This window comes from Alistipes sp. ZOR0009 (assembly GCF_000798815.1).
Classification (GTDB): Bacteria; Bacteroidota; Bacteroidia; order Bacteroidales; family ZOR0009; genus Acetobacteroides.
In genome coordinates this window covers 334,976-348,291 of sequence record NZ_JTLD01000004.1, presented here as the reverse complement: position 1 = coordinate 348,291, position 13,316 = coordinate 334,976, and the positions used below count along the sequence as shown (strand labels likewise).

The 13,316-nt window shown below is 43.1% G+C and carries 10 protein-coding genes; 3 read left to right on the top strand and 7 right to left on the bottom strand.

Annotation, left to right across the window (positions count from 1 at the left end; all coding sequences use genetic code 11):
* Positions 1-145: 145 nt before the first annotated feature.
* Entirely contained in the window at positions 146-2,095 is a 1,950-nt protein-coding gene (locus L990_RS02185; protein ID WP_047444997.1) for a glycoside hydrolase family 97 protein, read from the bottom strand.
* A gap of 90 nt (positions 2,096-2,185) precedes the next feature.
* On the bottom strand, positions 2,186-4,519 hold the full coding sequence (gene rnr / locus L990_RS02180) for a ribonuclease R (RefSeq protein ID WP_081981569.1): 2,334 nt from the start codon (positions 4,517-4,519) through the stop codon (positions 2,186-2,188).
* Positions 4,520-4,800: 281 nt separating this feature from the next.
* On the opposite strand from rnr, the gene cysS reads away from it, so the two are divergent.
* The 3 genes from cysS (at position 4,801) to L990_RS02165 (ending at position 7,334) form a co-directional block, all read left to right on the top strand.
* Entirely contained in the window at positions 4,801-6,273 is a 1,473-nt protein-coding gene (gene cysS, locus L990_RS02175; protein WP_047444995.1) for a cysteine--tRNA ligase, read from the top strand.
* A gap of 170 nt (positions 6,274-6,443) precedes the next feature.
* Complete coding sequence (locus tag L990_RS02170; RefSeq protein ID WP_047444993.1) at positions 6,444-6,881, top strand: VOC family protein; 438 nt, start codon at positions 6,444-6,446, stop codon at positions 6,879-6,881.
* A gap of 21 nt (positions 6,882-6,902) precedes the next feature.
* Positions 6,903-7,334: an SRPBCC domain-containing protein gene (locus tag L990_RS02165; RefSeq protein ID WP_047444991.1), complete on the top strand. Its 432-nt coding sequence runs from the start codon at positions 6,903-6,905 to the stop codon at positions 7,332-7,334.
* A 6-nt stretch (positions 7,335-7,340) separates the two neighbouring features.
* On the opposite strand, the gene L990_RS02160 is transcribed toward L990_RS02165, so the two are convergent.
* The 5 genes from L990_RS02160 to L990_RS02140 form a co-directional block, all read right to left on the bottom strand.
* A complete protein-coding gene (locus tag L990_RS02160) occupies positions 7,341-8,300 on the bottom strand; it encodes a helix-turn-helix transcriptional regulator (RefSeq protein WP_047444990.1) in 960 nt (319 codons plus the stop codon).
* A gap of 111 nt (positions 8,301-8,411) precedes the next feature.
* Positions 8,412-8,768, bottom strand: coding sequence for a DUF3795 domain-containing protein (locus L990_RS02155; RefSeq protein ID WP_047444988.1), 357 nt, complete (start codon positions 8,766-8,768; stop codon positions 8,412-8,414).
* 29 nt (positions 8,769-8,797) lie between these two features.
* Positions 8,798-9,253, bottom strand: coding sequence for a GyrI-like domain-containing protein (locus L990_RS19005; RefSeq protein ID WP_052180653.1), 456 nt, complete (start codon positions 9,251-9,253; stop codon positions 8,798-8,800).
* Positions 9,254-9,700: 447 nt separating this feature from the next.
* Entirely contained in the window at positions 9,701-10,645 is a 945-nt protein-coding gene (locus L990_RS02145; protein ID WP_047444986.1) for a carboxypeptidase-like regulatory domain-containing protein, read from the bottom strand.
* 1,094 nt (positions 10,646-11,739) lie between these two features.
* Positions 11,740-13,272, bottom strand: coding sequence for a glycoside hydrolase family 10 protein (locus L990_RS02140; RefSeq protein ID WP_047444984.1), 1,533 nt, complete (start codon positions 13,270-13,272; stop codon positions 11,740-11,742).
* Positions 13,273-13,316 lie beyond the last annotated feature (44 nt).

Below are 13,316 nucleotides of genomic sequence, written 5' to 3'. Positions count from 1 at the left end.
GAAATTGTTGTTGTTGGCTGATAGATTTCTTAAGAATATAAAAATGGAAGCAAAGTTTATCTTTTTCCTCTGCATCTTATTTTGGTTACAAACAGCAAAGCCTGCTCTATAAAAGAGCAGGCTTTGCTGTTATTACGAGTTCCTGTTATTCTATTATGCCAACAAACCCACCTCCTTTGGCCATTGGGATGGTGATTGTTTGCCCTTTGCTAACTGTTATCTTTTTGGTTATGCAGTCTACCGCTGCCTTATCGGCGTTGGGGCCATCCTGCCAAAGCGTTAGCGTGTGCTCCCCTTCTGGCAGAAAATCGAGCTTAATGGTTGCATCTCGCGAGGTCCAGTCGGTCATTCCTCCAATGTACCATTGGCTGCCGCTGCGGCGAGCCATGATAATGAAATCTCCTACCTTTCCATCAATTCCTATGGTTTGGTCCCAAACGGTAGGAACTTTTGATAGGAAATCCATAGCAGCTGGTTCGTGGTAGTAGTTCGAAGGGCTATCGGCAAGCATTTGTAGCGGACTTTCGTAAATTACATACATTCCCAGCTGATGGCAGCGGGTTCCGTAAGCCATTGGACGACTCCAGTTGGCTTTAAACTCATCTTTGGTAGCGTTAAGCATTGCTCCAGGCGTAAAGTCCATTGGCCCTGCAACCATTCTGATGAAAGGAAGCGTTACGTTGTGGTCTACGGTTTCGTCGTCTGTCCACTTATTTTGCTCTAGGCCGTAAACACCCTCGAAGCTTATTACGTTCGGGAAGGTTCGCTGTAATCCGGTTGGCTTGTAGGCGCCATGATAGTCGACTAGCAGCTTATGTTCGGCCGCTTTGCTCGCTGTGGTATAGTAAAACTCTACCATCTTTTGATCGTCGCGCTGCATGAAGTCAACCTTAATGCCCTTAACTCCCCATTTTTCGAATTGGGTCAAGGCTTCATCCATCTTTTCGTTTAGGGCTTTCCATGTAACCCAAAGTATGATATCTACGTTCTTCGATTTGCCGTAGCTGATTAGCTCCTCTATATTCACCTCCTTTTTTACCTTTAGCACATCTTCGAGGTGGTACCATCCTTCATCAAGGATGATGTAGCGAAGGCCATATCTGCTTGCAAAGTCGATATAGTACTTGTAGGTTTCGGTATTTACACCCGATTTGATCTCTGTGTTGTATATGTTTAGATCATTCCACCAGTCCCAGGCAACTTTCCCAGGTTTAATCCACGATGGATCTTTTATTCTATTTTCGGATGCCAGCTTGTAAACCATCATCGACTCAGCCAACTTTATGTCGTTGTCGGTAATTACCATTAGGCGCCAAGGAAATGTTCTGGAGCCTGCGGTTTTAGCCAAAAAATCGGCATACTGGGTTACCACCTCGTCTCTATCCGATTTTGATTTTACCTCAAGCGGATATCCTGCAAATTTTCCGATCAACGAGTTTGGCTTTGATGCACTACCTCGTAGAAACATTCCTGGATACTCTTCCAAATCCGATTCTGAGAGGTAAACCTTAGCTTTCCCTAAGTCAACAAGCATTCCTGTTGATCCGAATCGGGTTGGTCCAACTTCCGCTAGGTTAATGTAGCTGTATTTACGCTCCTGATGCGAGTAGATGCTTTTCTCTTCCGGAAACCATAGCTTTGCTTTGTCGGGAAAGGCAAATTCAACCAGCTCATCTTTTACAATATGCTCTCCTTTGATGGTGGTTTGCCAGCGGTATGCAACACCATCGTTGTATGCGCGGAAAGCTATAGCGTATCCTCTCCTAAATTTGATAGTTAGCTGGTTGTAGCTATCGGCAATCTTGGAGGATTTTTGGGCAACTACCGCATCAATTATTTCGTCAACAGAGGTTTGTTTGGCATTTGCAACCTTGGGTTTAACGCCAAAGGTCTTTAGTCCGCCAAAGGTGAGCGTTAGCTTCGATGGTTGTAGGACGGTCTCTCCTTTGTAATCGACTTTATAGGTAAGGGTATCGCCTGCCGTAATTGTTGCAGTGATTTGCTTATCGGGAGATGTTAGGACATAGCGTTTTTGCGCATTTGCTATGCTGCTAATAGAAAGCACTCCTAGTAAAGCTATTAGAATTTTTCTCATAGTGCTTAGGCTTGTGTTTAAAAGAATATGCAAAGTAGGTTTTATTTGGCAATTGGCAATTGCTAAAAAGGCTCCCGTAGGAGCCTTTTCTTATCTTCTTCTTTTGCTGCTTGATTTTTTTCCTGCTTTCTTTTCACCGCTTTTTCGGCTTCCCGATTTTCGCTCTGTTTTGCGTCCTTCCGATCTGCTTTTATGCGGTTCTCTGCTGGTTCGGGCGCTTCCTTTTCCTGAGAATCCTGTGTTAACGGCAGGTTCAAAGGAAACTTCTTGGCCGCCAACTCCAATTAGCTCGTAGTCTAGCTGCTTGCGCGCTAGGTTGGTTCGTAGAACACGTATGCGCACTTCATCTCCAAGGGTAAAGCGTCTTCCAGTGTTGCGGCCAACTAGGCTGTAGCTGTCCTCATCAAAGATGTAGCTATCGTCGGTTAGGTCGCGGGTCGAAACCATTCCTTCAACCTTGTTTTCCTTGATCTCTACGTAGATGCCCCAATCCGTAACGCCAGAAACGATACCATCGAACTCCATCCCAACTTTATCCACCATGAACTCTACCATTTTGTACTTGATGGATGCTCTTTCGGCATCGGATGCTTTGATCTCCATTTCGGAGGATTGTAGGCATAGCTCTTCGTACGATTCTTGATCCTGAGAAGAGGCACCATGATCGTACATGTCGAGCAAGCGATGCACCATCACATCCGGGTAGCGTCGAATAGGTGAGGTGAAATGGGTATAGTAGTCGAACTGTAGCCCGTAGTGGCCTATGTTTTCAGTCGAGTATTTTGCCTTTGCCATCGAGCGTACCGCTAGGGTCTCTATCAGGTTTTCCTCAGTCTTGCCTTTTACGTCAGATAGCAGCTGATTTAGCTCTTTTGAGATGCCTTTGCTGTTGCTTGCTTGTAGGTAGTAACCAAATTTCACAACAAAACGGCGGAAGGTGTCGTACTTTTCGGGATTAGGCACGTCGTGAATACGGTAAACAAATGTTTTTGGTTTACTTCTTCCTTTTACCTTACCAATATGTTCTGCAACTTTCTTGTTGGCCAAAAGCATAAACTCTTCTATGAGCTGATTGCTCTCCTTTTGTGTCTTAAAGTAGACTCTTAGAGGCTTTCCTGTCTCATCTATTTCGAATTTGGCCTCTTCTCTATCAAAGGCAATGGCTCCGTGCTTGAATCTGTCGGCACGTAATTTCTGGGCCAGCTTATGTAGGGTTAGAATCTCATCTTTGTAGTCACCATTCCCTGTTTCAATAACCTCCTGAGCTTCCTCATAGGTAAATCTACGATCCGAGTGGGTAACGGTTCTGCCTATCCATGTGTTAATTACATTGGCATCTTCGTCCAACTCAAATACAGCCGAGTAGGTAAGCTTGTCCTCGTTAGGACGAAGCGAGCAGAGGAAGTTTGATAGCCGCTCTGGTAGCATCGGAACGGTTCTATCTACAAGATAAACGGATGTTGCTCTTTCTACAGCCTCCTTATCGATAATAGAGCCTGGCTGTAGGTAGTGCGAAACATCTGCAATGTGTACGCCAACCTCAATATGGCCATTGGGGAGCTTACTAAACGATAATGCATCGTCAAAGTCCTTGGCGTCAGCAGGGTCTATAGTAAACGTGGTAATGTGGCGCATATCTCGGCGCTTGGCAATTTCTGATGGAATTATGTCATCTTTAATGAAATCTGCTGCGCGCTCAACCTCTTCAGGAAACTTATATGGTAGTCCGTAATCGGCTAGTATTGCGTGCATTTCTACCTCATTGTCGCCAGGCTTTCCTAAAACTTCAACGATTTCTCCAATTGGATTCTTCCCTGTTTTAGGCATCTCGATAACCTTAACAATTACCTTGTCGCCATTTTGGGCATCGCCAGCATGGCGCATTGGTACAAATATGTCGAACGGCATTTGCTTGCCATCGGGTACTACGAATATATAGTTGGGCGACATCTCTACCGTTCCAACATATTGACGCTTTCCTGCTTCAAGTATCTCTACGATTTCTCCTTCTGGGCGTTTTTTCCCTTTATAGGGATAAACGTAAACGCGAACCGTATCGCCGTGTAGCGCTTGGTTCATTTTACTTGGCGAAATGAATACATCTTCTTCGGTATCTGGTGATATGATAAAGGCAGAACCACTCTGCGTCATATCTACCTTGCCGACAACAAATCCCCCCTTGGTAACAACCTTAAATACCCCGTGCTCAATCTCGTTCACCATGCCCATGCGCTTGAGCTCTGTTAGGCAAACCATCACGGTGTGCTTTTGTCCGTTATCCTTCAATCCCAAAGTTTTAGCAATCTCTTTGTAGCTAAATGATTTGTTGGGATGCGTGGAGATAATCTCAAAAATGTGCTTTTCGATACTTTTTTTCTTAATGCTTTTGCTGCTTGATTTTTCGTCGCTTTTAACTTTCTTCATAAAGTTATTCTATTAAAAATGAACGGGGGCGGGTGAAATGAACTATTCACAAAGGTACAAAAAACCAAGAAGCTTATTGCCATATTCTCGAATAAACTGCCTTCTAGCCTTTTTTAAGGGCTATAGAGCTGCGGTAATGCCTTTACGATATTCAGCAAAATGCAGTTTTATGCCAGTAGCATAGGTGGCTGGCTTTGCTATATTTCCATTTTATCTTTTCAGATGCTCGTCATTCGCTCATAAATCATTAACTTTGTGTTTCGAACTATTTTTTTTAAGTGATGGAAGGCAAATTGCAGATTTACAATACGCTTACGCGAAAAAAGGAAGATTTTATACCAATCAACCCTCCACATGTAGGACTATATGTTTGCGGTCCTACGGTTTATGGCGATCCGCATTTGGGGCACGCTCGTCCAGCCATCACCTTCGATTTGCTGTTTCGTTATCTCAAAAATAGAGGGTACAAGGTTCGCTATGTGCGTAACATTACCGACGTTGGCCACCTTGAGAATGATGCCGATAGCGGAGACGATAAAATAGGCAAGAAAGCCCGATTAGAGGAGCTGGAGCCCATGGAGGTGGTGCAGTATTACACCAACCGCTACCATGATGCAATGAAGCTTCTTAATGTGCTTCCCCCAAGCATCGAACCTCATGCTTCGGGCCATATTATCGAGCAGATCGATTTGGTTAAGAAAATCCAAGATGCCGGCTTTGCCTACGAAAGCCAAGGCTCTATTTACTTTGATGTTGAGGCATACAACCGCAAGTATCCTTATGGAAAACTTTCTGGTCGTATTTTGGACGATCTCCAAGCCAATACTCGCGAGCTAGATGGGCAAAGCGAAAAGCGCAACTCGTTCGACTTTGCGCTTTGGAAAAAAGCACAGCCCGAACATATAATGCGCTGGCCTTCTCCTTGGAGCGATGGCTTCCCCGGTTGGCACCTCGAATGTTCTGCTATGAGTACCAAGTACCTTGGCGAAAAGTTTGACATTCATGGAGGTGGTATGGACTTGATGTTTCCTCACCACGAGTGCGAAATCGCTCAGAGCACCGCTGCTCTTGGGCACGATTCCGTAAACTACTGGATGCATAATAATATGCTTACCATCAACGGGCAGAAGATGGGAAAAAGCTTAGGTAACTTCATTACCTTGGAGGAATTGTTCAACGGAAGCCATAAGCTCCTTGAGCAAGCCTATGGTCCTATGACCATTCGTTTCTTTACGCTTCAAGCTCACTATCGTAGCACGCTCGACTTCTCTAATGAGGCGTTACAAGCTGCCGAAAAGGGGTTACAACGACTTCTTACCGCAGCCAATACGCTTAGCAAGCTAAAGGCTTCGGATGTCTCTACCGTAAATGTCGACGAGTTGGAAACGGGCGTTTTTGATGCGCTAAATGACGACTTAAACAGCCCAATTGCTATCTCTGTTCTTTTTGACTGGGTGCGTAATATCAATTCAATTTACGATGGTAAAGAAAAGATCTCTGCTGCCGATCTCGAGCGCCTATCAAGCATCTTTAATACCACGGTATTCGAGATTCTAGGCCTACGCGACGATAGCATTGCTGGCGATACCAAAAGTAACCTTACCGCTGATCTTATTAACATGTTGCTTAATATTCGCATGCAGGCAAAGGCTAATAAAGACTTTGCCACTTCCGATAAAATTAGAGATGAGCTAAATAAAATTGGGGTTATCGTTAAAGATCGCAAGGATGGCTTTGATTGGGAAATTGCCTAACCAAGTTCTGCTGCTTTAAAGCGTACTGCTTACCACATAAAAACATCCGTTAGTAGAGAGGGACTCTATTAACGGATGTTTTTCTTTTAGAATGTGCAATATTTTAGCTTTTTCTGAAACAAAATTAGTTTCTTTATGTTTAAATACTTAATAAATGTAAACGAAACGCGATGGCAAGAGTCAGTACCTATCTCAATTTCCCTCGAAATACCGAAGAGGCTTTTAAGTTCTATCAATCTATTTTTGGGGGTGAATTTACTCGTGGTGGAATAGCCCGATTTGGCGATATGCCTCCTATGGAGGGAATGCCTCCTCTATCCGAAGAGGATAAAATGCTGGTAATGCATGTCGAACTTCCAATCCTTGGTGGTCATATCTTAATGGGAACAGACGCTCCCGAATCCTGTGGATTTCATGTTAACGCAGGTAACAACGTGCACATAAACCTCGAAACGGATACTCGCGAGGAGACTAAAAGGCTTTTCGACGCTTTGGCAAATGGCGGAAAGGTTACGATGGATCTTCAAGATATGTTTTGGGGGGCTTACTACGGCAGCTGTACCGATAAATTTGGGGTTCAATGGATGTTCAACTGCGAGAACCGCTAAAATCCTTCTAAATATATAGGTATGAATGCAAATAGTAAAATAGTTACGTTACGCATTGTTGTAAACGCACCAATCGATGTTGTCTGGAGCCGCTGGACTTCTCCTAGTGATATCCTAATATGGAATTGTGCTTCTGACGATTGGCATACTACTCGTGCCGACAACAATTTGCGTCCCGATGGGCGCTTCTGCTACCGAATGGAGGCAAAGAGTGGTTTGATAGGTTTCGATTTTAGCGGTAAGTATACTGCTGTGGTTCCTAAAGAGCAGCTTGCTTTTCTGCTCGACGATGGAAGGTCTGTGTCAATTCTATTCTGGAGGCAAGGTGGTTCTACCGAAATTGTGGAAACCTTCGAAACCGAAAATACGCATCCTATCGAAATGCAGCGCGATGGTTGGCTTTCGATATTAGTTCGATTTAAGAATTACTGCGAGTCGCTTAGCACAACGTAGGTAGTATTATTTTTTTGTCAAATAGATTTTGTTGAGCGAGCAAACTAGCTCAACCACCATCTGATTTAATTCTGCTGGCTCTTCCACTTTTGTCTCTCCTGCAGCCATTAGTACCCATCGGGCAAATCCATTTAAATCTCCGTTTCTGAAAAATAGCCGACGCCATCCTTCTGTAGCAGGTTCGTCGTAGGTAAATCCATACCAGTATTTCGAATCTTGAATGTAGCTCAGGCTATCTTCCTTTACTAGCAGCGTAATTCGATGCACTTGATGGTCTTGCTGCATTTGTTCAAAGTATTCCTCTAGGCAAATGTGTTTTTCCTTTGTAAAAGGTTCTTTTGTTCGCTGTAGCTGCTGTATCCGATCTAAGCGTAGGTCTCTATACTCATTTCTGAGCAGGCAGTAGCCTATAAGGTGCCAGCTGTTGCTGTAGTACACCATTCCAATGGGTTCTATCCTTCGTTGCGTTGTTTTATTGTTGTAGTAGGCGTGGTATTCTATATCGAGCACAGTTCTGCTTACTATTGCTTGCTGCACATCTACTAGCAGCGCCCTCTCTCTGCAATCGTTTGGCTGTTGACGTCCAAACACTCTAATGTTTTCTTGTAATACGTCAATCTCATGCTTCTCTTTGCTATTTAGTACCGATTTTATCTTGAATAATGCCGATCGGTAGGCTTCCCTAGTATGCGAATCGCTCATCTGCTCTACAAACTTGCCTCCAATTAGTAGGGCTGATGCTTCGCTATTGGTAAAGCTAACTGGTGGAAGGTGATAGCTCTCGTCAAGATAGTATCCGAGCCCAGCTTCTGCTCCAATGGGAACTCCAGCCTCCTCCAACGCTCTGATATCCCGGTAAACGGTGCGTACACTCAGGTTAAACCGCTCGGCCAGCTCTGCCGCGGTTACCACCTTCTTACTTTGTAGATGAATCAGTATGGCTTGTAGGCGATCTATTCTATTCATGGGGCAAAAGAGGATATTGTTTTCGAACGTACTACAAAATGCAAAAGTAAGCAACAGAAAAACGGTCGCTTACTTTTTGCTTCAACAGGTAATGTCTTAATTTTTTTGAGCCTACCTTCTTTTTATTGTTTGAGCCCCTTTTTCCGCCATCTCAACCGAGTAGGCCAGGTATCCCACCTCTTTTATGCGCTCAATACACTTTCCTCTGTCCGAGTTAAAGAGTACGCCAAATAGCTTGCCCATAAAATTGTTGAAATACGCACATTGCGCATGGCCAACCGTTTTGCAATCGGCGCAGCTGGCAATATTATTCTCCATGCAGCAAGATCTAACCTTGCACCATGTTGCTTTTACATTATCATGGCAACCCGGGCATTTACCGCTGGTATACCTTCTGCATGCTCCACAATAAAGACCGCAGTATGCAATCAAAGCCGTATCTGCCGTTATCTTTGGTTTATTTTCCATGGTAGTATAGTTAAAGGGGGATTAGCGTGCTACGCTACCTCCATCTGTATTTCTGTTACGCAGTTTTGCTGATTTTCAAAATCGCAATTTAGGTAAATCTCTCGAGATGTACCTACAAGGGTCAAGCCAGCATTGGCGATATTCGATACCAGCTGCTCGTAGGCAGCAGCAAGCTCGCTCCAGGGGCCTTTATGTATTACCGATACGTGGCGATAGCTTGGCAGGGTTTCAAATACAAAGCCATTTTGCTCTTTTCCCTCTTTAGATACGGGTATAGCTATAAGCAAATCAAATTCTGCCTCTGCCGATGTTCCGTCGCAGCCCGTGTAGCACCAAACCTGAGGTCCAACAGGGGCAATCTCTTGTGCAGCGAGCTCCTTCATTAGTGCTTCGGGTTTTACTCCTACGTGTTCCGTAATTTTGCTCATCGATGTACGTACTTTTATTCCGCACACAAGCATTGAACCAACTTCTTTTACTTCCATAATCGTATCATTTATAGTTTATAATGTAAAAGTAGCATGGGCTGGTGACAGCTGTATGTCAGTAGTCGTTGAAGGTATAGTTTTTTTATTTAGGCGGCTTTCATTTTATTTTTGATGCTTTTTCTTTTGCATGCAGCGGCTATTGGAAGTTGTGTATGGATATCTTGGACTGGTAGCTTTAAAAAAGTAACGCTCATCTTATCGCAAGAGGAGCGTTAACTTCTTCTACAAGTTTCTGCATGTTGCGTGGCTTGTAGTACAATAGGGTAGTATGGCTAGTACCCTTTTAGTCTGTAACAAAATTCTACTAAACAATCAAATGTGAATAACCATATTCTAACAACGTATCATCCTGTCGGCAGGTAGATTTTAATCCTCTATGCCAAATATTTGTTGGCTAAGAGGTATATTCTGATGGATTAAGCCTTTATTGCTAAGCCTAATCTTTTAGGTATTTCGTACTAAGAAAACTTCTATAATGGTGAGTTCGTTATCTGCAACGTATACGGTTATTACCTGGGTTTCGTATCCTGGTTTCGATATGGTAACGGTGTAGTTTCCTGCGGGTATCGATTTTACATGAAACGATCCTTTGTTTGCCGTCTTCTTTATTAGTATTGGACGTGTCCTTCCGTGTGTTGCATTTGGCTGCTGATGATTCTGTTCTGGAACGAACTCAAATAGCACACCCTTTATCCCCTCATTGCTTGCATGGTCAAATGCATGGGCTTTCACTTTAAGCGAGCTGCCTTGTAGCATTACTACTTTACGTACCTTTTGATAGTGGTTGTAAAAAATGGGGTGAATCTTTTTTTGGGTATTTACTATAAGGTCTACTTTTGATAGGATGGCATCTATTTCCGTAATCAGCTCTTCTATTCGTTTGGTTGCAACCGACTTTTCGGTTACCGTTATTCGGGGAGTTGTGATGTTTTTTTCAAAATCCTTAACCATTGCATTTAACGCGTCTAGCTCTTCTATTGTAAGATGGTACTCTTCCATCTTGGCTACATGCTCTCTTCCAGTAGTCTCTATAATGAAGCATCGTTCAATTAGCGTACTATCCGAAGAGCGCATTAGATTAGATTTGCTGAAGTTTATCTTTTGCGATATCCCTTTAACTTCTTCTAATCCAGCATAAGCAAGTATTTTATCCTTTATCTCGGTACTTAATTCGACAATCAGTCTTTTCTGGCTGTTTTTGTCTATTACAATACCTGTATTATTTACTGCTTGCTGATTTTTTGCTGTTGTTAAGCTGTTAAGAGATACTTTTAAGCTGTTAAGCAGCATTGAACCTTTAGGAAGGCTATTTACGATTGGTTCATTGAGAATAAGAAAATCTCGAGAAACATAGTACATCGCAGCTTTTGATTCTTGCCTGTTGTTCATATGTTCGAATATTGAGTTAGACATGTTCAATTTACAAAACATTCATCAAATAGCTTTATGTTTAATATAAGAATTTTTACATGAAATAATAAACGTTAGCTTGTGGGTTGTTGTTTTTGAATTTCAGTTTAAGTGTAATTATTGCAATACAGGCTTTTTAAAGCGGATTGATATGATTGTATTTATGTGTAAATGTTTGTTAGTTTGATTTATATGTATTTATGTGGTTAGATTGCTCGTTATAGCCTTAAAAATGCCTATTTTTTGCACACTGTTTCTTTTATCGAGGGATGTTTTATGCTATTCTTCCTAATTTTATTTAGATGATGGCTACTCTTTTGTTTTTTATGGTAGGGCTAACGCTTTTAATGGAGGTTAATGGTCTACTTTCTTTCCTAGGAGGTTATTGTTGCTCGTATTTAGTAGAAGATTTATTTGGTGTGTTATAGGTGTATATGTGAGCAGGTGCTTGCTTTTAGTACATGTCATTTCCTTTATGTTAGTAATGCTTCACCTCTGTTAGTACAAAAAACAGGTATGTCAATCGTTATGCAGATGCTGTAAAATATAAATGCAAGGTTGTAAGATGTATTACAGCGTATGTAAAGCTAAAAAACGGGCATGTAAACCGTAAAAACATCTGTGTAAATGGTAAAAACGGGATTGTAAGATGGTAAAATGGCATGTTAATCGCTTTAAAATGGCTGGTAATCGTTTAAAATGGCTATGTCAAACGGGTTACAGGTTATTTATTTGTAGCAAACATGCTCACATGATGGGTATCGGAGGCTGTCAATTTGCATAGCTTTTTATGCATTTGTTTTCTGCAGGATGTAAAAAAAAGAGATCGAAAACGTATTTGCTTCCGATCAATATTTACTAGGTTAGCTAGATTACTCGCAGTCGTATTTTCTATTTATAGGCCATTACCTGTTTGCTGTTATAGCATTTTCTTTTTGTGTACGCTATTTTGTATAGCGCTTAGTGGGTAGCGGGAGTCTTCGGCAGGGGTAGGGGACTGTAATCCTTTTTACATTAAATATATTACGTTTCCCTTCTCCACGACTATTTTATAATCTCATTGCTTTCCCCTGCTACATTCTCACCGTTACTTTCTCGGTAGGCTCACTCTCGTTGCTTAGCCTGTCAAGTGCTGTTACGCAGAAGCGTACCTTTCCCCGCTCAAGCGCTTGCCTTCTTTTTAGGGTGATACTTGTATCTCTTGTAATGGTATATATGTTGGCTGGGTTATTTAGGTCATCATCATCATCAAACCGGTAAACCACGTAGTAGCGACTTTTTTCCCCATCGGTAGCAGTGCTATCTCCTGCAGCCCAGCTCAGCTTTATGATCGAAGCTCCTTTTTTAGCCACAAGGTTGGTGGGTTTGGCGGGGGCAATGCTATCTAACCGTGGTGTGGTCGGAATAAGCGCAGGGTAGCGGTAAAATTCTTTTTTTAGCTTGCTGTTTAAGCCCATCGGATTTTGCATAAACGACTTGGCGCTATAGAAAAAGCTTCCCTGTATCTGTGGTATGCTTCGGTTCAGGGTTATTTGTCGTGCTATCTCCTTTCCATCTGCCCATGCCTTATCTTTTGATTGGGCATCTATCTTGTAAACACCCTGTCCAATATAGAGTGGTACCCCGTGGCAGTTGGCTGCCCACCATTTGGCCAGCGTTTCGTAGTTGGCCGATTTCATTCCGATATGCCAGTACAGCTGCGGCACAATGTAATCTACCCAACGGTTTTGTAGCCATAGCAAAATATCGGCATACAAATCGTCGTAATTTTGCCCACCGTTCGTTTCCGATCCGCGCGCATCCGATTTCTTATTTCGCCATATTCCGAATGGCGATACTCCAAACTTTACGTATGGTTTAGCGGCGTGTATGCTGTCGGCAAGCATTTTAATGATAAGGTTAACGTTGTCCCTTCGCCAGTCATTCTTTTGCGATGGCTTAAAACCTCGCGAATGCGCTGCAAAAGAGCTCTTATCGTTAAATTCAACGCCTTTTATTTTGTAGGGGTAGAAGTAGTCATCTAAGTGAATGCCATCCACGTCGTACCGACGTACAACATCCATAATTACCTGCGTTACGTATTCGCGCGTTTGCGGTAACCCTGGGTCTAAAACCTTTAGCTTGCCATACGTAACGAGCCACTCCGGATGCTTACGGCTTACATGCTGCGCATTCACCTCTGCATCGTCTGTCTTGGCTACCCTGTAAGGGTTAAACCAGGCATGAAGTTCCATGTACCGCTTGTGGCACTCCTCAATCATAAACGACAGCGGATCAAACCCCGATTGCGGTGCTACACCTTGCTTCCCTGTTAGGTATTTCGACCAAGGCTCTATTTTCGACTCGTAAAGCGCATCGCCGTAGGGCCTAATTTGTAGTACGATAGTGTTGATTCCTACCTCATTTAGTTTTTCAACTAAGGCGGTTAGCTCCTTCTTTTGCTCCTCAGCCGATAGCCCAGCTTTCGATGGCCAATCTATGTTTTCAACCGAGGCAATCCAGGCCGCCCGCATCTCCCGCTTGGGGGCAATGCTCTTAGCAGGACCGGCAAGACAAGTAGAGATAAGCGTAACAAGCGTAAATACGAGGGTCAATACCTTTTTCATACCGTTAATTCTCCGAGATAGGGCAGGGCACTCCCTGCATGGTG

Coding starts and splice junctions, on each gene's coding strand:
- L990_RS02185 (WP_047444997.1), bottom strand. CDS start 2,095: ATGAGAAAAATTCTAATAGCTTTACTAGGAGTGCTTTCTATTAGCAGC.
- rnr (WP_081981569.1), bottom strand. CDS start 4,519: ATGAAGAAAGTTAAAAGCGACGAAAAATCAAGCAGCAAAAGCATTAAG.
- cysS (WP_047444995.1), top strand. CDS start 4,801: ATGGAAGGCAAATTGCAGATTTACAATACGCTTACGCGAAAAAAGGAA.
- L990_RS02170 (WP_047444993.1), top strand. CDS start 6,444: ATGGCAAGAGTCAGTACCTATCTCAATTTCCCTCGAAATACCGAAGAG.
- L990_RS02165 (WP_047444991.1), top strand. CDS start 6,903: ATGAATGCAAATAGTAAAATAGTTACGTTACGCATTGTTGTAAACGCA.
- L990_RS02160 (WP_047444990.1), bottom strand. CDS start 8,300: ATGAATAGAATAGATCGCCTACAAGCCATACTGATTCATCTACAAAGT.
- L990_RS02155 (WP_047444988.1), bottom strand. CDS start 8,768: ATGGAAAATAAACCAAAGATAACGGCAGATACGGCTTTGATTGCATAC.
- L990_RS19005 (WP_052180653.1), bottom strand. CDS start 9,253: ATGGAAGTAAAAGAAGTTGGTTCAATGCTTGTGTGCGGAATAAAAGTA.
- L990_RS02145 (WP_047444986.1), bottom strand. CDS start 10,645: ATGAACAACAGGCAAGAATCAAAAGCTGCGATGTACTATGTTTCTCGA.
- L990_RS02140 (WP_047444984.1), bottom strand. CDS start 13,272: ATGAAAAAGGTATTGACCCTCGTATTTACGCTTGTTACGCTTATCTCT.